The organism is Taklimakanibacter albus (genome assembly GCF_016595235.1).
GTDB classification, from domain to species: Bacteria; Pseudomonadota; Alphaproteobacteria; order Rhizobiales; family Aestuariivirgaceae; genus Taklimakanibacter; species Taklimakanibacter albus.
Window position 1 is genome coordinate 227571 of the sequence record NZ_JAENHL010000007.1, and the last position, 22698, is coordinate 250268.

The 22698-nt window shown below is 62.6% G+C and carries 17 protein-coding genes and 1 pseudogene; 7 read left to right on the top strand and 11 right to left on the bottom strand.

Going from position 1 to position 22698, the window contains the following annotated elements:
• Positions 1-5: 5 nt before the first annotated feature.
• The 4 genes from JHL16_RS12580 to JHL16_RS12595 form a co-directional block, all read right to left on the bottom strand.
• Positions 6-1184, bottom strand: a complete 1179-nt coding sequence (locus tag JHL16_RS12580; protein ID WP_200185188.1) for an amino acid ABC transporter permease — start codon at positions 1182-1184, stop codon at positions 6-8.
• 15 nt (positions 1185-1199) lie between these two features.
• Positions 1200-2240 (bottom strand): amino acid ABC transporter substrate-binding protein, encoded by a 1041-nt coding sequence (locus JHL16_RS12585; protein WP_200185189.1) that lies wholly within the window; start codon positions 2238-2240, stop codon positions 1200-1202.
• A 128-nt stretch (positions 2241-2368) separates the two neighbouring features.
• Complete coding sequence (locus JHL16_RS12590) at positions 2369-4627, bottom strand: mechanosensitive ion channel family protein (protein ID WP_200185190.1); 2259 nt, start codon at positions 4625-4627, stop codon at positions 2369-2371.
• Between the two features lie 63 nt (positions 4628-4690).
• Positions 4691-5464, bottom strand: coding sequence for an SDR family oxidoreductase (locus tag JHL16_RS12595; RefSeq protein WP_200185191.1), 774 nt, complete (start codon positions 5462-5464; stop codon positions 4691-4693).
• A 113-nt stretch (positions 5465-5577) separates the two neighbouring features.
• Here JHL16_RS12595 and JHL16_RS12600 point away from each other — a divergent pair, with 113 nt between their 5' ends.
• The 4 genes from JHL16_RS12600 to JHL16_RS12615 all read left to right on the top strand — a co-directional run bounded on the left by JHL16_RS12600 (position 5578) and on the right by JHL16_RS12615 (position 10872).
• Positions 5578-6477 (top strand): LysR family transcriptional regulator, encoded by a 900-nt coding sequence (locus JHL16_RS12600; RefSeq protein ID WP_200185192.1) that lies wholly within the window; start codon positions 5578-5580, stop codon positions 6475-6477.
• A 130-nt stretch (positions 6478-6607) separates the two neighbouring features.
• A complete protein-coding gene (locus tag JHL16_RS12605; protein ID WP_246770928.1) occupies positions 6608-7171 on the top strand; it encodes an RNA polymerase sigma factor in 564 nt (187 codons plus the stop codon).
• A 102-nt stretch (positions 7172-7273) separates the two neighbouring features.
• Positions 7274-8206, top strand: coding sequence for a FecR family protein (locus JHL16_RS12610; protein WP_200185193.1), 933 nt, complete (start codon positions 7274-7276; stop codon positions 8204-8206).
• Positions 8207-8328: 122 nt separating this feature from the next.
• Complete coding sequence (locus JHL16_RS12615; protein ID WP_200185194.1) at positions 8329-10872, top strand: TonB-dependent receptor; 2544 nt, start codon at positions 8329-8331, stop codon at positions 10870-10872.
• 3 nt (positions 10873-10875) lie between these two features.
• Here JHL16_RS12615 and JHL16_RS12620 read toward each other — a convergent pair whose 3' ends face one another.
• The 6 genes from JHL16_RS12620 to JHL16_RS12645 form a co-directional block, all read right to left on the bottom strand.
• Positions 10876-13539: a sensor histidine kinase gene (locus JHL16_RS12620; protein WP_200185195.1), complete on the bottom strand. Its 2664-nt coding sequence runs from the start codon at positions 13537-13539 to the stop codon at positions 10876-10878.
• A gap of 15 nt (positions 13540-13554) precedes the next feature.
• The gene (gene kdpC, locus JHL16_RS12625) at positions 13555-14124 is read right to left on the bottom strand and encodes a potassium-transporting ATPase subunit KdpC (protein ID WP_200185196.1); all 570 of its coding nucleotides are present in this window, start codon (positions 14122-14124) and stop codon (positions 13555-13557) included.
• A 10-nt stretch (positions 14125-14134) separates the two neighbouring features.
• Complete coding sequence (kdpB, locus tag JHL16_RS12630; protein WP_200185197.1) at positions 14135-16189, bottom strand: potassium-transporting ATPase subunit KdpB; 2055 nt, start codon at positions 16187-16189, stop codon at positions 14135-14137.
• Between the two features lie 15 nt (positions 16190-16204).
• Positions 16205-17893: a potassium-transporting ATPase subunit KdpA gene (gene kdpA / locus JHL16_RS12635; RefSeq protein ID WP_200185198.1), complete on the bottom strand. Its 1689-nt coding sequence runs from the start codon at positions 17891-17893 to the stop codon at positions 16205-16207.
• A gap of 20 nt (positions 17894-17913) precedes the next feature.
• A complete protein-coding gene (kdpF, locus tag JHL16_RS12640; RefSeq protein WP_200185199.1) occupies positions 17914-18036 on the bottom strand; it encodes a K(+)-transporting ATPase subunit F in 123 nt (40 codons plus the stop codon).
• A gap of 290 nt (positions 18037-18326) precedes the next feature.
• Positions 18327-19088, bottom strand: a complete 762-nt coding sequence (locus JHL16_RS12645) for an SDR family NAD(P)-dependent oxidoreductase (protein ID WP_200185200.1) — start codon at positions 19086-19088, stop codon at positions 18327-18329.
• Positions 19089-19285: 197 nt separating this feature from the next.
• On the opposite strand from JHL16_RS12645, the gene JHL16_RS12650 reads away from it, so the two are divergent.
• Positions 19286-19579: a hypothetical protein gene (locus JHL16_RS12650; RefSeq protein WP_200185201.1), complete on the top strand. Its 294-nt coding sequence runs from the start codon at positions 19286-19288 to the stop codon at positions 19577-19579.
• A gap of 253 nt (positions 19580-19832) precedes the next feature.
• On the opposite strand, the pseudogene JHL16_RS12655 reads toward JHL16_RS12650, so the two are convergent.
• Positions 19833-20429 (bottom strand): annotated as a pseudogene (locus JHL16_RS12655) (dimethylsulfonioproprionate lyase family protein); the annotation flags it as partial.
• Positions 20430-20638: 209 nt separating this feature from the next.
• Between JHL16_RS12655 and JHL16_RS12660 the strand changes: the two are divergent.
• Together JHL16_RS12660 and JHL16_RS12665 are read left to right on the top strand one after the other, a co-directional pair.
• Positions 20639-21760 carry an ABC transporter substrate-binding protein gene (locus tag JHL16_RS12660; protein ID WP_200185203.1) on the top strand — a complete coding sequence of 374 codons (1122 nt, stop codon included), beginning with the start codon at positions 20639-20641 and terminating at the stop codon, positions 21758-21760.
• Positions 21761-21776: 16 nt separating this feature from the next.
• On the top strand, positions 21777-22694 hold the full coding sequence (locus tag JHL16_RS12665) for an ABC transporter permease (protein WP_200185204.1): 918 nt from the start codon (positions 21777-21779) through the stop codon (positions 22692-22694).
• The last annotated feature ends 4 nt before the right edge of the window (positions 22695-22698 follow it).

Genomic DNA, 22698 nt, shown 5'->3' on the forward strand with positions numbered 1-22698 from the left:
CTCTCTCATCCGCGCACAGTGAGGGATTGACGGGCGTGAGCGCGGTTCATCACCAGCGAGACCGTGAGATTGATCGTCAGATAGATCCCGATCATGATCATGATTGCTTCCAGCGCCTGGCCCGTCTGGTTCGCCGTCGTGTTGACGATGCTCACCAGATCCGGATAGCCGATGGCGACGGCGAGACTCGAATTCTTGGTGAGGCTCAGATAGCTCGAGGTGAAGAGCGGAATCATGATCCTGAGCGCTTGCGGAAGGATCACCAGTCGCATGATCTGCCCCTGCCTGAGGCCTAGAGAGCGCGCCGCTTCGATTTGCCCCTTCGGCACCGCTTCGATGCCGCTGCGCACGATCTCGGCAATGCCGGCGGAAGAATTGACGGCAAGGCCGAACAGGAGTGCCGCGAATTCCGGCGTGGCCGCAAGCCCGCCCGTCACATTGAAGCCTTTGTGCTGCGGCCAGCCGACGGAGAACCCGCCCAGCGCGGCCACGACAGCCAGGCCGGCGCCTGCCGCAAGCAGCAATAGAAAGCCGGTACGGCGCCGTTGCCTTGGCCGATCCTTCATGCTCACCCGCAGGAAGACCCACGCGGCGAGCAGAATGGCTGTAACCGCGGCGGTCGCAATCGTCCACGAACCGGCACTGAATCCTAGCGACGGCAGGAATAGGCCGCGATTGCTGAACAGCAGGCCGGGCAGAGGTTCGAAGGCTCGGCGGATCGGCGGAAAGGTCTGAACTGTCGCGCTCCAGAAGAACAGCTGCAGCAGCAAGGGCGTATTGCGGATCGTTTCCACATAGATCCTCGCCATGCCGGCGACGACCGGATTGGCGGAAATACGCGCGAGGCCGAGCGCGACGCCGATCAGGGTGGCGAGAATGCAGCCGGTGATCGAGACCAGCGCGGTATTGAGCGCGCCGGCGAGAATGGCGCGGCCGAAGCTGCTCTGGGCCGAATAGGCGATCAGCGTCTCGCCGATTTCGAAATTGGCCGGGCGCCAGAGAAAGCTGAAACCGGGGGTGATCCCCACCCGGTCCATATTGGTGATCAGATTATGGCCGAGAAAGAGAGCACCGGCGATCAGCCCTGCCAGCACGCCGAGCTGAAGCAAGGGTCGCTTGCCGAGCCACGACTGAAAGCGATTGAGACCGGGCGGAATGCCGCCCGGTCTTCCTTGCGCGGACATGGAGTGCTGGTCCCGTCAGCGGAACGGCGGCGAATAGAGAAGGCCGCCTTGCGTCCAGGGTTGATTATAGCCGCGCTCGAAACCGACCGGCGTCCCCTTGCCGATATTGCGCTCGAAGATCTCGCCGTAATTGCCGACCGCCTTCACGATGTTATAGGCGAATTTCGGATCGAGACCGATCGCTTCGCCGAGCGAGGGATCGGTGCCCAGGAAGCGCTTGATCGCCGGATCCTCGCTCGTCAGGAAGCTGTCGATATTGTCTTTGGTGATGCCGAGCTCCTCGGCCTGGATCGTCGCATAGACGGTCCAGTTGACGATCTCGAGCCACTCATCGTCACCGCCGCGGATGGCGGGCGCCAGCGGTTCCTTGGAGAGCCGCTCGGGCAGCAGCACATACTCGTCAGGCTTCGACAGCTGGGTGCGCTTGATTGCGAGATCGGAAGCATCCTGCGTCAAGGCATCGACACGCCCGCTTTCAAGGGCGGCGATGAATTCCTTGGTGTCTTCGATGACCACCGGCTTGAAGCTCTTGCCGCTCTTGCGGAAAAAATCGGCGATGTTGAGCTCGCCCGTCGTGCCGCTCTGCACCCCGATCGTGGCCCCGTCGAGATCGGTGCCCTTGGTTACGCCGAGCGATTTATTCACGAGCAGCCCCTGCCCGTCATAGAAAACCACCGGACCGAAATGGAAACCGAGCTTGAAGCTGCGGGTGATGGTCTGCGTGACACCTGAGAGAAGAATGTCGAACTCGCCCGCTTGCAGCGCCGGCAGACGCTGCTGCGGCGAGGACGAAGTGAATTCCACTTTCTCCGGATCGTTGAAGACGGTCACCGCCAGCGCCCGGCCGAAATCGACGAAGAAGCCCTGCCATTTGCCATTGCTATCGGGCGAGAAGAAACCGGGTGACGTCCCGACACCGACCTTGATGGTGCCGCGCGCCTTGATCTTCTCGAGCGTCTCACCGGCGAAAGCGGAGTGCTGCAGTACGAGGCTCGCGCCCAGCACAAGTGCCGCCAGCCCCGCGGCGCGTTTGAGTTTCGGCAGAAAGTTCGACATGTCCCATTTTCCTTTCGCATCATCCGCGTCCGGATCATGACCGGACTGTTGGAAACATGCGTATCGGAGACATGCCTCAGGGGCCATTGAGGTTTTTGGCGGCCCCGGCTGAGAATTTCTAACGTGAGCTATTCCGCCGTGCGTGGATCGATCGCCGTCTGCGCTATGCTGGCGCTCGCCGCCGCCCCCGCCATGGCGGAATGTGTCGGTGAACGCACCGTCACGGCATTGGAGGCGAGCGACACACCGGCCTCCTGCAGAGCGCGATAGACGCGCTTCAGCGCATCGCGCTGCAGGAGGCTCGGATTCTTCGGCTTCGACGTGAACTTCAGGCGCACCACCACGGCGGAATCGGTGATGTCCTGGATGCCCTGCATCTTGAGCGGCGCGATGAGATCCGGCCCGAGCTCGGGATCCTGCTGCATCGCCAGGCCCACCTTCTTGATCGTCTTGCGCGCCAGTTCGATATCGGCGTCGCGGTCGAGCCGGATCTCGAACTTCACCGTCGCCCAGTCGCGGCTGTAATTGGTGATGGCATCGAGCTGGCCGAAGGGAATGGTGTGGATCTGCCCGTTCTGATGGCGCAGCCGTACCGAACGCAGATGGATCTTCTCGACCGTGCCCTTCTGCTTGCCGGTCTCGATATATTCACCGACCCGGAAGGCGTCGTCCGTCATGAAGAAGACACCTGACACGATGTCCTTGATCAGGGTCTGCGAGCCGAAGGAGACGGCGAGGCCCAGCACGCCGAAGCCGGCCAGCAACGGCCCTATATCGACACCGATCGCCGAGAGGATGACGAGTGCGGTCAGCGCGATGATGCCGCCCAGCACGATGTCGCGGATGAGCGGCAGAACGGTGGCGAGACGGCCTTGCGCGGTGTTGCCCACATCCTCATCGCCGCCGGCGATGTGCCCGACGCCGGCGGGCTTCGGCGCATAAGAGTCGAAATAGGATTTGAAGAACACCCAGATGGCGCAGCCGACCAGGAAAGCGAGACCGGCTTGCGCCAGGACCCGCATGCGCGTGAGCGCCGTCTGCGGCTCGATATCGGTCACATAGACGCTCCAGATATAGATGATCGCATAGAACACGCCGATCCACGTCCCGGCGCTGGCGAGAACGCGCACGACAGCGCGTGTCCCGGCACGTAACGGCGTCACCGGCTGGTCGTCGAGATGGCGCACCATGACCGCATCGAGAAGGGCCGGAATGCCGAAGCCCAGTATGGGCACCACGGCGATGAGCAGCAGCAATACGCTCGCCGCCGTCGACCAGTCGCCCCGTTCGGTGGCCGCGGCCGACATGCGCGCCGTGCACCACACCAGGACGACGCCCAGGATGTTCATGCCGGGAAAAACGGCCGCCACGAGGCGCCGTCCCCAGCCTTCCGGATTGGCGCGTTTTATCGCCTGGGCCACGTCGCGCCGGGCGTTCCACACCCACCACAAAGCGAAAGCGGCAGTGAGCGTGGTGATGACGAGCAGCCACCCGACGGCGGGAGTCCGGTCGGCATCGACATGATCGAGGAGATTGATCGTTTCGATGATGAGCGCGACACAGAAGGCATAGATGAGGATATTGCGTAAGTGCCATTGCGGCTTGAGCACCGGCAGCAAGGGCGCGCCGGCCTTGTCGGGCCCGAGCAGGAAGCGGCCCGCCGCATAATAGAGCCCGACGATCAAGGCAAAACGGATGACGCTGCGCGCCAGCGCGCGGGCCAGGTCCGGATGCGGCAGCAGGAACTTCACGACAAGGAAGCCGGCGAACACCATGGCGGCAAGCGCCACGATGTCGACCAGCAGGATCTTCGCGCGCCACAGAAAATTGCCGACGAGATCGGGCTCGGCCGCGGCCGGCGGCTTCACCAGCCTTTGCCCCCAGCGCAGCGGCACGAAATAAGCAGCGGCCATCACGACAGCGAGGATGAGCAGCAGGACCAGGAGAGAGATATTGTTCGCATTCGCGGCCCAGGCGGCGGCGAGCTTATCCGTAATCGCGCCGAGCTCGCCGATACCGTCGAAGCCCCGGTCGAGCCCATCGCTGAATCTGTTGCCGAGCGCCGTCAGCCAGGCGGAGACGCCCTCCCGCGTCGCGGCCATAGGCGACTCCTCGGGCACCGCTGCTGGCGCCGCGGCACTGCTGCTTTCCCCCTTGGCCGGCATCGGTGCGGCCGCAGTTCCGCTCTCCACCCGGATGGTGATGGGCCGGTTGATGCCTTGGAGACTTTTGACCAGGGCCTCGACCTGCGCCACATCCTGGCCGGAGGGCAGGATGACTGTGATTCCGGGATCGGCGGTCTGCGCCTGCCCTGCCGTGCCGAGTGGAACCCAGCACAGCAGGATCAGACAAAGCCGCAAGATGGAGGAAGATACTCTGCCGTTCATAGTCCCGCCTGTCGTCCCTGACGATTCTCCGGCATCGTACACCTGGCCTGCGGGTGGAGTAGCCTATTTCGTCGTGTAGCCGCCATTGGCGAGGATGGTCTGGCCGGTGATCCACCAGCCGTCGCTGACCAGGAAACGGATCAAAGGCACGATATCCTCGATATCGGTCAGGCCGGTCTTGCTGAAGGGCGAGAGCGAAGCGGCCGATTTGTGGTAGGCGACCGCATCCGCCCCTTCCGCCGGATAGAAGAACGGTGTGTCCATCGGCCCTGGGCCCACCGCCGTCACCGAGATGCCGCGCGCTCCGAATTCCTTCGACGCCGCGCGGGTGAAATGCTCGATCGGCGCCTTGCCGCCGGCATAGGCCGCATAGAAGGGCGTGAAGGCGCCGAGCAGCGACGTGACCAAAGTGACGAGCTTGCCATTATCGCTCAGCTGTTTGCCCGCCTCCTTGATGAAGAAGAAGGCGGTCTTGGAATTGATGGCGAACATGTCGTCGAATTCCGCCTCGCTGATCTCGGTGATCGGCTTCTTCAGCACCTTGCCGGTGGTGTTGATGGCGATATCGATCTGACCGAGCTTCGCTTTGGCGTCGGCGAAAAGCTTCTCGACCGCGGCCGCCGTCTTGAGATCGGCCTGGAAGGCGACGGCGTCGGCGCCCAGCGCTTTGACCGCCGCCACCGTCTCCTTCGCCGCCGCCCCGGTCGCGGCGCTGTTATAATGAATGGCTACTGCCCGGGCGCCCTGCCCGGCCAGGTCGCGCGCGATCAATCCGCCCAGATTCTTGGCGCCGCCCGCGATGAGAACGGTCTTACCCTTGATCTTGTGATCCGCCATGAGGCCCTCCTGCTCGGCACGGCACTGCGCCCGCCTTTCCCTGCCTGTTTAATTCGGCTACAAAACTGGATAAACAATCACATTTTGACATTACCTGTCAGAAATCACGAACAATGGACCGTATCGACGAGCTCAAGATTTTCATCCGCCTGGCCGAGAGTCAGAGCTTCACCAGGACCGCCGATCTTCTGCACATGCCACGCTCGACCGTGTCGATGGCGTTGCAGGATCTCGAGCAGCGTGTCGGCGCCAGGCTTCTGCAGCGCACCACGAGGCAGGTTTCGTTGACCGAGGATGGCAGCGCTTTTTATGAACGCGCGCTGCGTCTCCTCGCCGATTATGAAGAGACCGAGACGCTGTTTCGCCAGTCGACCGCCAAGCCCGGCGGCAAGCTCAGGATCAATGTGCCGGGCCGTTTGGGCCGGCTCATCATCGCCCCGGCTTTGCCCGACTTCTTTGCGGCATTTCCCGATATCGAGATCGACATGGGCGTCACCGACCGGACCGTCGATCTGGTGCAGGAAGGCATCGACTGCGTGATCCGCGTCGGCCCGCTCGCCGATTCTACACTGGTCTCGCGCCGCATCGGCGATCTGGTTCTCCTCAATTGCGCGAGCCCCTCCTATCTCGAGCGCCACGGCACACCCCATGTCGTCACAGATCTCGCCGGGCATGTCGCCGTCAACTATGCCTCACCGGCCTCCGGGCGCACCGAGGAGTGGGAATATGCAGAGGCCGGCAAGATCCATTCGCTGAAACTTCGCTCACGCGTCACCGTCAACAATGCTGAAGCCTATATCGCCTGCTGCCTCGCCGGCCTGGGGCTCATCCAGATCCCGGCCTATGATGTGCGCGAGCATATCGAAGCAGGTGACCTCGTCGAGGTGATGAGCGATCTGCGCGCAGCACCCATGCCGATCGCCCTTCTCTATCCGCATCGCCAGCACGCTTCGCGCCGTCTGCAGGTATTTCTCGACTGGGTCACCGCGTTGTTGATGAGCAGGCTCTTCTAGATCAAGCTTAGAATCGCTCTAGATCATTGACGTTGCGCCGCTTTTTCACTTCCTCTATGGAGGCCGGCAGGTAGCCCCCACTCGTTTCGGGAAACCCTGACGGGTCGCCTCTTTTCCAACCTTGCCAGCAATGACGTCATTCACGTCGCCGCAGATGATGGCATCAGAGGCGGGCGATCGGCTTGCCCACCTCAATCGCATTTTTCTGCGGCATCGGCGGACCCTGTGGCTGTCGGCCTTGCGCATCGTGCGCGACCGCCAGATCGCCGAGGATCTGGCGCAAGAGACCTATATCCGCGCGCTCAAGGCCAGTGAGAGGGCAACGATCGAGCATGTCGAAGCCTTCCTGCATCGCACCGTACGCAATCTGGCACTCGATCACATGCGCAGGCTGAAGACCCGTGACCGATATGAAACGAGCCACGTTGCCGACGGACAGGTTCTCGAAGTCCCGGCCGACACGCCCAGCATCGAGACGACGCTCATCGAGCGGGAGCGCCTGCGCTTGTTCGAGGAAGCGCTCCAGTCTCTTCCAGACCGGGCGCGGCGCGCCTGGGCGCTGTCACAGGTATCGGGCTGGCCCTACGCCAAAATTGCCAAGCATCTCGGTGTGTCGCGCAACACGGTCTACAACGACGTGAAGCTGGTGATGGGGCATTGCGCCGACGTTTTGGCGCGGCTCGATCGTGGCTGAATATTTGATTGTGAAGCGACCGGACCTCGAACGTCTAAACTAATGAGCTCCCCCAAAGGTAAAGCGAAGCCCTCCGTGCGACAGAGAAAAACGGCCGATCGAATGACCGAAGAGGCGATGGACTGGTTCATCCGTCTCCAGGAAATGCCGGACGACGGCAGGACCGCGGATGTTTTCAAGGGCTGGCTCGCCATCGACCCGCGTCATGGCGAAGCTTTCGAGCGGATCGAAGGGCTGATGGCCATGCCGGCCTTGCGGGAAGCGAGCCGGCGCGATGCGGCCCGTCTTGCCGCAACGAGGCCGCCGCGCGCCGGACAAGGCTGGATGAAACATGCCGCTTCGATCGCCGCTGTTTTCATTCTGGTGCTTGGATATGTTCAGTATCCGGCTCTCCTGCTGCGTTGGCAGGCCGATCACCTGACGCAGGCCGGTAAGCAGAAGATCGTCACCTTGCCGGACGGATCCGAGATGCTTCTAAATACGGCCTCCGCCGTGGCGCTCGATTTCGCCGACGGCAAGCGTCATGTAAGATTGCTGGCCGGTGAAGCCTTCTTCGATGTGCGTCCCGATCCCGCCCATCCATTCGCGGTCACCGCGCAATTCAGCGAAACGACTGTCAAAGGCACCGCCTTCGCCGTGCGCAGCGAGGACAATGAAGATGTCATCCTGCTCGAGCGCGGCCGCGTCGCGGTAAGCCGCCTCACGGCGCCAATGGACGAAGTCGCATTGGAACCCGGCCAGGCCGTCGCCGCCGATGCGGCATCGATCTCCAAGCCCGGCGCTTTCGACCCGCAATCCGCTCTGGCCTGGCGCGAGGGCCGCATCGTCTTCCAGGAGGAATCCTTCGCCAGGGCGCTGGGCGAGCTCGACCGCTATTATGACGGTACTGTGCTCATCGCCAGCCGGCGCCTCGAGACTCTCAATGTCAGCGGCAGCTACCGCATCGACGATCCGGCAACCGCCATCCTGACGGTTGCGGCGGCGGTCGGCGCCAGTGAAACGCGCCTGCCCGGTGGTCTGATTATTCTCTACTGAAACACTCAGGAATTTTGTGACGCCCTCCCCGCTGGCGCGTCAAGTCCTTGTGGACTGAGAGCATATCCCGCCACGGCCGCAAGGCTTGGGTCATGAGGATCTGCAAGAAAATGAGGGTAGTCATGGCGGGGCGGTCGAAGACCGGGGTTTTTCGTTTCAAGCGGCATGTGCATTTGCTCTTGTTGAGCTCGGCGCTGCTCAGCTTTTCCACACTGGCGCTGGCGGCGGCGAAGAACACGCCTGTCCGCTTCGCCATTCCGGCACAACCTCTCGCAGCCGCGCTTGAGAACTTCGCGCACAAGACGGGCTGGCAGGTGGGCTACGCCACGGCATCGCTCAGGACGACAAAAACGCAAGCGATCTCCGGCACCATGTCGCCGGAAGAAGCTCTGCGGGTGATGCTGGCGGGAACCGGCATCGAGATCCGCATGACAGGTCCGCGCAGCGCCGCCCTGATCGTGCCTGAGACCTTCGCCGCCAAGGTGCCGGACGACCCGTCCGGTGTCCTCGATCCGATCGTGGTCATCGCCAAGGACGGCAAAGCCAAGGCTTCGGATGCGCCCTACGAGACACCCGGCTCCTCCAACTACATTTCCGGCGACGACATCCAGCGCACGCCGCCCACATCCGTCGGCGACATGCTGAAGACGGCGCCGGGTGTCATGCCCTCCGGCAATCGCGTCGGCGCCTCGATGGACGTGAATATCCGTGGCCTTCAGGGCCAGAACCGCGTCAATGTGATGGTCGACGGCACGCGCCAGACCAACAATTCCTATCGCGGCTATCGCGGCAGCCGCAACGAGGTCTATGTCGATCCCGATTTCATCGGCGGCATCGACATCTCCAAGGGCCCCTTCGGCGGCACGGGCGGTGTCGGCGCCATGGGCGGCGTCGTCAATATGCGGCTTCTCGAGGCCGGCGACATCGTGCGCGAAGGCCAGGACTATACGGCGCGCATCAAGACGGCCATCGGCAACAACACGATCGGCCCGAACAATGCCGAGTCCACCGACATCCGCAATGACGGTTCGGAGTTCTTCAATGGCGAGGCCTGGATGGGCAATGCCGTCATCGCCACGGTCAAGGACGACTATGAGCTGGTGGCCGGCTTCTCGCGCCGCAAATCCGGCAACTATTTCGCCGGCTCCAAGGGCAAATCCACCTTCCTCGACAACCGCAATCCCTGGGTCGCGCCCACCGAGAAGAAGATCTCGCCGATCGGCCCCGGCGACGAAGTGTTCAACACCTCGCAGGATATCACCTCGTTCCTCGCCAAAGGCAAATACAAATGGGGTGACGGCCACTCGCTGGGCCTCGGCTACACCTTCTACCACAATGAATATGGCGAGTTCGACGAGACCTTACTGCTCTTTGCGCAAAGCTCGTTCTTCATTCCCGTCACACAGTATGAGCTGAGTGAAACCACGACCCATACGGTCAAGACCACTTACGACTACAAGCCCGAGAATAATCGCTACATCGCGCTCAGCGCCAATCTGTGGTTCAGCGATGTCGAAAGCTCGAGCGGCGTGATCAAGGCCTATAGCGCCGGCGCCAACAGCGCGAGTGCAAGCAACTATGGCGGCGACGCCGCCAATCTGTCGAGCTTCGATACACCGCTCGGCCTGCTGAGCATGAATAACGGCACGGAATTCGTTCTCGAGCAGGCGCGCGAAGAGAGTCCGGTTACCGTCGGCTTGTTCGGCGTCAATCCGAGCGGCGATCGTCTGTTGGCGAGCGCCTTCAATCAGTCGAAGCTCGACATCACCGACTGGCTCACTTTGGCGGGCAGCCTGCGCTACGACTATTACGAAACAAAGGGCAAAGGCGACCTGGCCGACGCGCCGGAGAAGAACGGCAGCCGTGTCAATCCGTCGGCGAGCGTCACGGTGGAGCCTTTCGAGGGCATTCAGCTCTTCGGCACCTATCTCGAAGGCTGGCGTCCGCCGAGCCTGCGCGAGGCGGCTTCGCGCCAGACGGAATATCTCGTGCCCAATCCCGACCTCGATCCTGAACTGTCACGCAACTACGAATTCGGCCTCAATATCCTGCGCAACGACGTCTTCTTCGCAGGCGACAAGTTCCGCTTCAAGGCCGTGCGCTTCGACAACACCTATGACGACTACATCATCCGCATGCGCCGCCTATCGGATGGTCTCTACAGCTGGGACAACATCGACAAGGCGGAGTTCCGTGGTTACGAATTCTCCGCTGCCTATGACGCGGGTTACGCCTTCCTCGAAAGCACCTTCACCAAATACGATCATGTCAGCTACTGCAATGAGGCCCAGCCCAACCGGCCGCGCTGCGACTTCAGCGTCGCCGGCACCGACTATGGCCTGATGGCCATCCCGCCGAAATATTCAGGCACCGTCACCGCGGGTGTCCGTCTCTTCGAGGAAGCCCTGACCTTCGGCGGCCGCGCTTATTTCTTCGGCCGGCGTTACGGCGGCTACAAGGTCGTCCCCGGCGCCGTCAACTCTCCCGTCTATTACGACGCCAAAACGGTCTTTGATCTCTTCGGCAACTATAAAATCGACGAGACCTTCACGGTCGACTTCAGTCTCGAGAATGTGGGCGATGAATATTACCTCGATCCCTTGTCGACGGGCCTCGTCCCCTCGCCCGGCCGCACCCTGCGCATGGGCCTGACCGCGACGTTCTGATTCTCACTCCGCCTTCGCCGCCGGCACGGGAATCCTGATCGTGATCCGCGTGCCGCGGCCATGGGCGATGGGACTGGCCGCCGTGATGCTGCCGCCCAGCGCCATTACGATGCCGCGGCAGATGGCGAGGCCGAGGCCGACACCGGCGCTGCGCCCATCACCATGTTTGACGCGGTAGAACTTGTCGAATACCCGCTCGAGATCCTCGGGTGGAATGCCCTCGCCCTCATCACTCACCTCGACAATGATCTCACGGTTACGCTCCACCACGCCCACTTGCGTCGAAGCATCGGGCGGAGAATATTTATGCGCATTATCGAGGAGATTGAACACCACCTGCTCGAGGAGCCCGCTGTCGCCATGGATGAGCGGCAGTCCCGCTGCGATGGTGAGATCGACCCGCCGGTCAGGCCACGCCATCTGGCCGCGCGCCACCGCCGCCCGGATGATATCGGCGAGATCGACCCAGTCGCGCTTGAGCTCGAGATTGGGCGCTTCGAGCCTGGTCATATCGAGCAGGTTGGTGACGAATTGCGACAGCCGCCGCGTCTCCTCCTCGATCGCCGAGAGCAGCTCGGTCTGGCTCTCCTTCGGCATCTGGCCGCCGAGGCTCCGGAGGCTCGTCACCGAGCCCAGGATCGTGGCGAGCGGTGTGCGCAGGTCATGCGAGATCGACGAGAGCAGCGCCGAGCGCAGGCGCTCGCTTTCGGCCATCGCTTCAGCCTTGGCCGCGTCTCCGGCGAGCAAGGTGCGTTCGATCGCCACCGTGGTCTGGTCGATCAGCGCCTCGACCACACGTTCGTCCTCGGCCGAAAGGCCGGCGGCGCCGGGTCTCAAGCCGATTACGCCGACGACGCCGCGCGGCGTCGTAAGCGGCCTGAAAATGAAATGGGCATTGGGCAAGGTCGTCGTTCCGAGGCCCGCCGCCTCGCGATGGTTGAGCGCCCAGCGCGCCGCGATCCATTCGCTCGCGCCCACGCTGTCCTCGGGCGGGAACGCCGCCTTGATCTGCAGCTCGCCATTTTCCGCCAGGAGCACGATGGTCTCGCCTTTGATCGCCGATGCCGTCTGCGAGGCGACCGCCCACAGCACGTCATCGATCGTCGCCGTGCCTGAAAGCTTGCGCGAGAAGTCGAACAGCATCTGGGTCTGGAAAATGCGCCGGCCGGCGGCATCCGACTGCTCACGCACCCGTCCCGACAGGCTGCCGGTGATAACCGCGACGAGCAGGAAGACGGTGAGCGCCAGGAGCTCATGCGGGCTGGCGATGGTCAGCGTGTGGATCGGCGCGATAAAGAAGAAATTGTAGGCGAAGAAGGACAATATTGCCGCGACGATGGCGCTGCCGGTGCCGAAGCGGTTGGCGCAGAGCAGTACCGCGGCGAGGAAGAACATCGACAGCGCCGGCGGCGGCAGCCAGTTGAGGGCAAAGAAGCTCAGGCCCGTCGCGATCGCCACCGCGACGAAGGCAGCGATATAGGCGCTGGCCTTGATCAACGGACGCGGCCAGCGGAAGACCGGCGCCTTGTCCGTGACCGGCGTCACGACATGGATGGCGAGGCCTTCTGCCTGCCGCGTGATTTCGTCGGAGAGCGAGCGGCCGATCAGCCGCTTGAACCATGAGGCGCGCGAGCGGCCGAGCACGATCTGGGTGATGTTCTCGCGCCGGGCATAACGCAGCACCTCGGTCGGCAGGTCCCGCGCCGAGAGCCGTGACACGTCGGCGCCGAGCCGCGCAGCGAGCTTCAGCGCCTCGTCCACCCGCTTCATCGCATTCGGATCGCCCGCATCGCGCCCGATCGGATCGAGATGCGCCGCCACCCAGCCGGCATTGAGCCCATGGGCGAGACGCCCGGCCGCGCGCACCACGGCCTGCGAATGCGCATCGGGCCCGACACAGACGAGGATCCGCTCCGCCGTCGGCCACGGCCCCTCGATTGCGTTCTGGCGCAGGTAATCGACCATTTCGTCGTCGACACGGTCGGCGGTGCGCCTGAGCGCCAGCTCACGCAGTGCGGTGAGATTACCCGGCTTGAAGAAATTATCGGCGGCGCGTCTGGCATTGTCTGGCAAATAGACCTTGCCGTCCCTCAGCCGCTCGATGAGTTCGTCCGGTGTGATGTCGACCACCACGACGTCATCCGCCCTCTCGAGGACCGTGTCGGGCACCACTTCGCGTACCGCGATGCCGGTGATGCCGGCCACGACGTCCGACAGGCTTTCGACATGCTGGATATTGAGCGCCGTCCACACATCGATGCCGGCGTCGAGAAGCTCCTCGACATCCTGGAAACGTTTGGGGTGCCGGCTGTCGGGCGCATTGGTATGGGCGAGCTCGTCGACGATGATGAGGTCGGGCCGGCGCGCCAGCGCCGCGTCGACATCGAACTCCATCAAGGTCCGGTTCTTATAGGCGACCGGTCGGCGCGGTAGGACTTCGAGGCCTTCGAGCAGGGCCGCGGTGTCGCTGCGCCCATGCGTCTCGACGAGCCCCACCATCACGTCGCGCCCTTCCGCCTTGAGGCGCTTGGCGCCCGACAGCATGGCAAAGGTCTTCCCCACCCCGGGAGATGCCCCCAGAAACACTTTGAGCTTGCCGCGCGCTTCGCGCTCGGCAAGCTTCAAAAGGGCGTCCGGTGACGGACGAAGGTCGGGGCTTTGTGCCATGCGCCTCTTTATGTTCTATCCGGGACTGAGCGCGTCAAGAGCCATATTGAGGGATAGCACATTGACGCGCGGTTCGCCGAAAATCCCCAGATCCGGCCGGTTAATATGCGTCTCGACGAGCGCTTTCACCCTATCCTCCGCGAGATTGCGGGCCTTCGCCACCCGGCCCACCTGCTGCAGCGCATAAGCCGGCGAAATATCGGGATCGAGCCCGCTCGCCGAAGCCGTGGCGGCATCGGGCGGCAGGCTGGTGACACCATCCGCAGCTTTGATGCGCTCGGCGTCGGCGGCGACCCGGTCGAGCAGCTTCTTCGAAGTCGGGCCGAGATTGGCGCCGGATGAGGCGCCGGCATCATAGCCCGCCCCCGCCGCCGAAATTCGCGGCCAGAAATAACGGTTGTTGGTGAAGGCCTGCCCGATCAGCCCGGAGCCCCGCACCTGGCCGTTGGCGACGATCAGGCTGCCATTGGCCTGGGCCGGAAACACGGCCTGAGCTACGCCAGTCATCAGCAAGGGATAGGCGATGCCGGTTACCAGCATCAGGATGGCGAAGAGAAACAGCGCCGGGCGCAATTGTGAGAACATGGATACCTCCTTAGGCGAGATTGAGCGCCGAAACGATGATGTCGATGGCCTTGATGCCGATGAAGGGCACCACGAGACCACCGAGACCGTAGATCAGCAGATTGCGGCGCAGGAGCTCGCTGGCCCCCACGGCGCGATAGGCGATGCCTTTGAGCGCCAGCGGGATCAGCGCGATGATGACCAACGCGTTGAAGATGACCGCCGACAATATGGCACTCTGCGGCGACGACAGTGCCATGATGTTGAGAGCGCCCAGTTGCGGATAGGTCGCGACGAATAATGCTGGTATGATGGCGAAATATTTCGCCACGTCATTGGCGATGGAGAAGGTGGTGAGCGAGCCCCGGGTCATCAGCAACTGCTTGCCGATCTCCACGATCTCGATGAGTTTGGTGGGATTGGAGTCGAGATCGACCATGTTGCCGGCCTCGCGCGCCGCTTGCGTGCCCGACTGCATGGCGACGCCGACATCGGCCTGGGCGAGCGCCGGTGCGTCATTGGTGCCGTCGCCGCACATCGCGATGAGCCGGCCCTTGGCCTGCTCGGCGCGGATATAAGCGAGCTTGTCCTCGGGCGTCGCCTCGGCGATGAAATCATCGACGCCCGCTTCCGACGCGATCGCCGCGGCGGTCACCGGATTGTCGCCGGTCACCATCACGGTCTTGATGCCCATATGGCGCAGCGCATTGAAGCGCTCCTTGATATCGGACTTGACCACGTCCTTGAGCTGGATGACGCCGAGGAGCTTGCCGTTTTCGGCCACCGCCAGCGGCGTGCCGCCGGTGCGTGAAATACGGTCCACCGCGTCGCGGAAGGCTGCCGGCGCCATGTTCGGTGCGACATTGACATGCTTGAGGATCGCATCGACGGCACCCTTGCGGATGACACGGTCGCCGAGATCGACTCCCGACAGCCGTGTCAGGGCCGAAAACACAACTGGCTTCGCTGTCTTGCCCTTGAGATCGGGCTCGGCGACATGATGATTGCCTTTGGCGAGCGCCAGGATCGAGCGGCCTTCCGGCGTCTCATCCGCAAGCGAGGCGAGCAGCGCCGTTTCGGCGAGCGCCTGCTCGGAAATGCCGGGCACCGGAATGAACGCCGTCGCCAAGCGGTTGCCGAAGGTGATCGTGCCGGTCTTGTCGAGGAGCAGCGTGTCGACATCGCCTGCCGCCTCGACGGCGCGGCCCGACGTGGCGATGACATTGAAGCGGATCAGGCGATCCATGCCGGCGATGCCGATGGCCGAGAGCAATCCGCCGATCGTGGTCGGGATAAGGGTGACGAGGAGCGCAGCCAGCACGGTGATCGACAAGACGGTCGCCGAATAGCCTGCGATGCCCCACAAGGACACGACGACGAACAAAAAGATCAGCGTCATGCCGGCGAGCAGGATGGAAAGCGCCAGCTCGTTGGGTGTCTTCTGGCGTTCGGCGCCTTCGACCAGCGCGATCATCCGATCGAGGAAGCTGTGGCCAGGGGCGGCCGTCACCTTGACCTTGATCCAGTCGGACAAAACCGTGGTGCCGCCGGTCACCGCCGAGCGGTCGCCACCCGATTCACGGATGACGGGTGCCGATTCACCGGTGATCGCCGATTCATTGACGGACGCGATGCCTTCGACGATCTCGCCGTCGGCCGGAATGATCTCGCCCGCCGACACCATCACGATGTCGCCTTCCTTGAGATCGAGCGCCGAGACCTCCTCGAACAGATCGTTGCGCTCATCGGGCTGCAGCAGCCGGCGCGCGACCGTGTCGGTGCGGGTACGCCGCAACGCATCGGCCTGCGCCTTGCCGCGGCCTTCCGCCACCGCTTCGGCGAAATTGGCGAACAGCACGGTGAACCACAGCCAGGCGGCGATCTGGCCTGAGAAGGAGGCGGTGCCGTTGGCGACAAGGAGATCGCGCAGCCACATCGCCGTCACCAGGAGGGAGACGACGGCGGTGACGAAGATCACCGGATTGCGGGCGAGCAGCCGGGGCGAGAATTTGACGAAAGCCTGCTTCGCCGCCTCGAGCGTGATCTTGCTGTCGAACAGCGAGGGATTGGCATGTTTGGTCGACATATGACGTCACTCCAATTAGAAGCTCTGGCCGGCGAGCATGGCGAAATGCTCGACGATCGGGCCCAGAGCGAGAGCCGGGAAATATTGCAGGCCGCCGAGGATGATGATCACGCCGATCAGCAGCCCGATGAACAGCGGCCCATGGGTGGGGAAGCTGCCCTGCGTCTGCGGGATGCGCTTCTTGGCCGCGAGCGAACCCGCGATCGCCATCACCGGGATGACATAGGCGAAGCGGCCCATAGCCATGGCGATGCCGAGCGTGGTGTTGAACCACGGCGTGTTGGCGTTGAGGCCGGCGAAAGCCGAGCCATTATTGCCGGCGGCCGAGGAGTACGCATAGAGGATCTCCGACAGGCCGTGCGGGCCGCTATTGGCGAGGCTCGCCTGCGCCATCGGCAGCATCGCCGAGATGGCGGTGAAGCCGAGGATGACCATAGGCAGAACGAGGATGGCGAGCACCGCCAGCTTCATTTCCTTGGCCTCGATCTTCTTGCCGAGATAGTCCGGCGTGCGGCCCACCATGAGGCCGGCGATGAACACGCTGAGCAGCGCCATCACGATCATGCCATAGAGGCCGGAGCCGACGCCGCCGGGCAGGATCTCGCCGAGCTGCATCAGGAACATTGGCACCAAGCCGCCGAGCGGGGTGAGCGAAGCATGCATGGCGTTGACGGCGCCGCAGGAAAGCCCGGTCGTGACGGCGGCGAAGAGCGCCGACATGGCGAGGCCGAAGCGCACTTCCTTGCCTTCGTAGTTGGCGGGGCTGTCGATGCCGAGCTGGCTCAACAGCGGATTGCCGCTCGCCTCCGACCAATAGATGGCGGCGACGCCGGCGATGAGCATCACCATCATGACGATGAGCAGCGCCCTGCCCTGGCGCATGTCGCCCACCATGCGGCCGAACATGACCGGCATGGCGGCCGAGACGACCAGCATGGCGAAGATCGAGAGATAATTGGCCCATTCATTGGGGCCTTCGAAGGGATGCGCGGAATTGGCGTTGAAGAAGCCGCCGCCATTGGTGCCGAGCTGTTTGATGGCTTCCTGGCTCGCCACCGGGCCGAGCGCGATGACCTGCTTAGCCCCTTCGAGAGTCGTCGCCTCGACCGAGCCCTGCAGCGTCTGCGGCACGCCAAGGACCATGAAGCCCAGAGCGACGATCACGGCCAGCGGCAGCAGCACATAAAGCGTGGCGCGGGTCATATCGACCCAGAAATTGCCGATCGTCTTCGCTTCGGTGCGTGCGAAGGCGCGTGTGACCGCGACAGCGAGCGCAATGCCGGTGGCCGCCGAGAGGAAGTTCTGTACGGTGAGGCCGGCCATCTGGGTGAAATGGCTCATCGTCGTCTCGCCACCATAGGATTGCCAATTGGTGTTGGCGACGAAGCTCCAGGCGGTGTTGAAGGCGAGATGTTCGCTGGTGCCGGAAAAGCCCTGCGGGTCGAGCGGCAGATAGAACTGCAGGCGCTGCAGGAGATAGAGCACGACGAATCCGATGAAGTTGAAGAGCAGCATCGCCAGCGCGTAAGACATCCAGCTCTGCTCGCGCTGGGGATCGATGCCGGCGAGGCGATAGAGGCCGCCTTCGGCAGGCAGCAGCTCAGGCCGGCCGAAGAGCCTGGCCATATAGAGGCCGAGCGGCCAGGCCGCGGCGATGACGATCGCGAAAACGAGAATGATTTGCAGCCAGCCTGCAAGGGTCATGGCATCACCTGATATTGATCTTAGAATTTTTCGGGATGGACGAGAGCGTAGACGAGATAGGCGACGAGGCCTGCCGCGACGAGCAATCCGATGAAGGCTTCCGACATGGTTGGCCCTCTAGATCCGGTCGCACAGGCGGACATAAGCCGCCATCAGGGCGAAGATGGCCGCGCCCAGGCCCAAATAAACGATATCCAGCATAATTGCCTCCTGTTCCGGGCCAGGAGGTCGCGCTTTAGGCATCAAGTTTCAATGCGGGAACCGGGGCTGCCGCATAAGTTTTCCATAAAATCGGGCTACGCATTAGGTGTAATCCTCATGCTGAGGTGGCCGCGTAGCGGCCCTCGAAGCATCCATCAGGACAAAGCGAGCCTGCTGAGACAACCCTTCGAGGCCGGGCTATGCCCGGCGCCTCAGGGTGAGGGAATCTGCTTCAGAACTGCACACCCCGCGTCAGCGCGCCGTCGATCACCAGATTGGTGCCGGTGGTGAAGCTCGAAGCCGGGCTCGCCAGGAAGACGATGCCGCGGCCGATCTCTTCTGGTGTCGCCATGCGCCCGGTCGGGTTGAGCGCCAGGGCCTTCTCGAAGAGATCCGGGATGTTCTTCTCGATATGCTCCCACACCCCGCCGGCAAAATAGGTGTTGCCGGGTGAGACGGCATTGACCCGGATCATCTTGGGCGCGAGCTCGAAGGCCATGCGCTGAGCATAATGGATGAGCGCTGCCTTGAAGGCGCCATAAGCGGGACCGGTGAAATCGACCTCGCGGCCCGACACCGACGAGACGATGACGACCGCCGGCGCCTTGGATTTCTCGAGATGAGGCAGCGCCGCATTGACGGCGCGCACCGTATGCAGCATGTCGACCTGGAACTGCTTCTGCCAGGCCTCCTCGCTCTGATCGACGGCGAGTGCTGAGACATTGGCGACCAGTATGTCGATACCGCCCAGCGCCCTGGCGCTGGCTCCGATCCAGCCTTCGAGCTGCGCCTTGTCGCCGACATCGACCGCCTGGCCGAAGCTCTTCACCCCGGTCTTGCCCAGCGCGATGACCGCTTCATCCACTTCGCCCTTGTTGCGCGCGCAGATCGCGACATTGGCCCCCTCGCCTGCGAAGATATCGGCGGCGCGCCGCCCGATGCCCTTGGTCCCGCCCGTCACCAGAGCATTCAAGCCTTTCAACCCGAGGTCCATGTTCCGTACTCCTCCCGACGTTGCTTTTTTCCACTCGATTACCGGAGTGTAACGTGCCCTTTCAGCCTCTGCCAAGACGATGAAATGAACAAGCCGATTTAACCCGATTGCATTACGCAGGGTGATGGAGAATAGTTGGAAATCCGGGGCGATCTCCAGTTGCGTGTTGCTACCTTTTCACCAAAGGAGGCCTCGGCATGCATAAATGGTCGCGCAACGCGCTGGCCTGCATCTTTCTGCTGATCGCGATCGCGATCGCCATGCCGGTGATCGTCTATATGCAAGCGCGCGCGGTGTTTCATGCAGCCGGCGTCAATGACGGCAGGATTCAGCAGCGCCAGGAGATTGCCGCGATCATCGAAAAAGCCGTGCTCGTCTCGAATTGCCGGAACACCTCGACGGACGCCGCCCCGATCGAGCTTCTGACCGTAAAGGCACAATCCCTCTATCTTGTCCCCATCGATAGAAACATCGTCGCCTTCTGCAAGTAGTCGGTATTCCTGCAAAAAATTGCGCTCCGAAAATTGGCCGAAGCTACCCGCTCAATTTCTCCAATTGCTCTTCCGGGAATGCGTCCACGGTCTTGTTCGTCAGCCCACCGGGGTAATCGAACTGCACTTCGTAGTAGCCGTCTCCGTACACTTCCAGGATAGCGCCACCATCTCCTGCTCGCAGGTCGTAACTAAGCCACGTCGGTCCGCGGTACCTCACATTATCGAATTGCTTGAATTTCGGTAGCGTGACGGGTGGTCTTTCGCCCACCGGCAAACACCAGATGGCGAAGAACGGCTTGTCGCCCGACGCCATCGCGTGACGGATATTGGGCGTGTTGTAGAACTTGCCGCCGATGCCCGGCGCGTACCAGTCCTCCTCGCCATGCTGGAACTTGCCCTCCGAGAGAGCGAGATAGGTTTCTTCCGGGCCATGGTTGTGATCGGGATAACGCACATGTGGCGCGAGCAGGCTCACCCCCACCCAGACATCATCCCGCCCTTCATACGCGCCGGGGCCGACGATCAGCGCATTGGCATGCCCGTCCACGAAATTTGCACTGGCGGTCGGATGGGACTGCGCCCGTTTCGTCCAGGTGAGATGGGGCTCCAAAGCGGCGAAGCTGTCCGCCAACGCTCTATGCGAAAGTCGTGCATTGTCGAGCGCCGGGGCCAGATGGGCGCAAGCCGGCAGGCGCCCCGGCGTGTTTTGCCCAGGCCCCCGATAGTCGACGAGCGCCGTGAAGACCCTGTCAATGCAGCGGCCAGCCTCCGGAAGTCCCGGACTGCTCTGCAGCGCATCGTAGAGCTGATCGAGAAAATCCTGCAGGATCGGCGGCCGTTTTTCCATCATGTCCCCCATTGCGAACGATCAGCAGGAAGCATCGGACGAACCTTGTCAAGCCGTTCCGACCAACGGGGGTCATGACCGGAAGGAACAGTCCATATGAATTTTCGGCATTCGTGCCGGCTCATTATGTGTAATTAGTATACCGCAAAAGCGACAAGACACCGGGCGCCTAACGACCCGGATGGCAACAACAGGGAGAAGGAAACATCATGCAGCGCATCAAATTCATCGACAGAATGGCTTCGGGCCGGATCGACCGGCGCACCATGCTGCGCCAGGCGGGCGCTTTCGGCGTCGGGCTCCTCGTCCTGCCCCGGCTGCCGCAGGCCGCCGAAGTGCTGACCTGCCTCGAATGGGCCGGCTACGACTCGCCCGATTATTTCAAGAGCTACACGGCCAAACACGGCGGCGCGCCGAACTTCTCGATCTTCTCGGGCGAGGAGGACGCGCTCGCCAAGGTCCTCGCCGGCTTCAAGGCCGATGTCATGCATCCCTGCAATTATTCGGTGAACCGCTTCGTCAACGCCAAGGTTGCAGCCGAGATCGACACCACGAAGCTGTCGAACTGGAAGGATGTCTTTCCCGCTTTGCAGATGGCAAGCGGCGTCGTCATGGACGGCAAGGTCGTCATGGCGCCGGCCGACTGGGGCAATTCGAGCATCGCCTACCGCACCGACCTCGTCGATCCGGAATACGCCAAGAACGAGAGCTGGAGCATCTTCTATGATGACAAATATGCCGGCAAGGTGTGCATGCTCGACAATGAGATCGCCATCACGATCGGCATGATGGTCGGCGGCGAGAAATATGAGACGGCCGCTGTCGCCACCGGCGAGAAACTCGCCGCGGCGGCCAAGGAGTGGGGCACCAAAGTCGTGAAGAACTCCCGCTTCCTGTGGAACGATCCGTCCGAACTGCAGCAGGCCTTGGCCTCGGGCGAAGTCGTCGCCGCCTATGCCTGGAACGACGTCTATCGCAATCTGAAACGCGAAAACATACCGGTCGCCTATGCCAAGCCGAAGGAAGGCTATTTCACCTGGTTCTGCGGCCTGACCATGCTCAATACCGGCAAGGCCGACCCGGCTCTTGCCTATGACTTCATCGATGCCTGGCTCTCGCCCGACACCGGCAAGCAGCTGATCGAAGGCTCGGGCTACGGCCATGCCAATATGAAGTCCTTCGAAATTTCCGACAAGCAAGCCATCACCGATATGGGCATCACCGATCCGGCCGAGCATATGAAGCAGGGCACGCTTCTGATCCAGGTCAGCGACGCGGTCCAGACCGAGTGGAACAAGGCCTGGGGCGATTTGAAAGCTCTCAAGCAGTAAGCGGGGCATTCGCCCCATGATCCAGCGGCGGCCCGACTGGCTCGCAGGCTACGGCCTGCTTTCACCGGCGATCATCATCATGGCGGTCATGATGGTGACGCCGCTCCTCGCCATGGTGGCCTTGAGCTTCTGGACCCAGCAGGGCTTCGAGCTCGACCGCAGCTTCACCCTCGCCAATTATTTCGCCCTCGTCGAGCCGTCGTCCGAGCCCACTTACTGGATGGGCATCCCCTTCCCGCTCACCTATCCGGTGCCGGCGATCCTGCTGATCAAGTCGCTCGCCATGTCACTGGCGATCACCCTTGCCGTCATCGCCTTGGCCTATCCCATGGCCTATTTCCTGGCCTTCCATGTCCGTGGTCAGAAGGCCCTGTGGCTCGTCCTCCTGACCATTCCCTTCTGGACGAGTTATCTCCTGCGCGTCTTTGCCTGGAAGATCATGCTCGGCTTCAACGGCGCCATCAATTCGGGGCTGAAATCCCTGGGCATCCTCACCGAACCCTTGTCCTTCCTTCTCTATAATCCGCTCGCGGTGATGATCACCCTCATCCATGCCTGGGTTGCCTTCGCCGTCCTTCCGATCTTTGTCTCGCTCGACAAGATCGACCGCTCCTATCTGGAGGCCGCCACCGATCTCGGCGACAGCCGGCTCCGGCGTTTCCTGCAGGTCACGCTGCCGCTTTCGGCGCCCGGCACCATCGGCGCCGCCCTCCTCGTCTTCATCCCGACGGTCGGCGATTATGTGACGCCGACCCTTGTCGGCGGCCCCAGCGGCACCATGATCGGCAATCTCATTCAGGAATTGTTCCTCAAGCAGAACAACGCGCCCTTGGGGGCCGCGGTATCCATCACCATGATGGTGACGATCGCTGCGATCGTGACCTTGTTCCTCTGGCTCATCGGCTTCCGCCGCTTGCGATCCAGGGCCCGGTGACCGC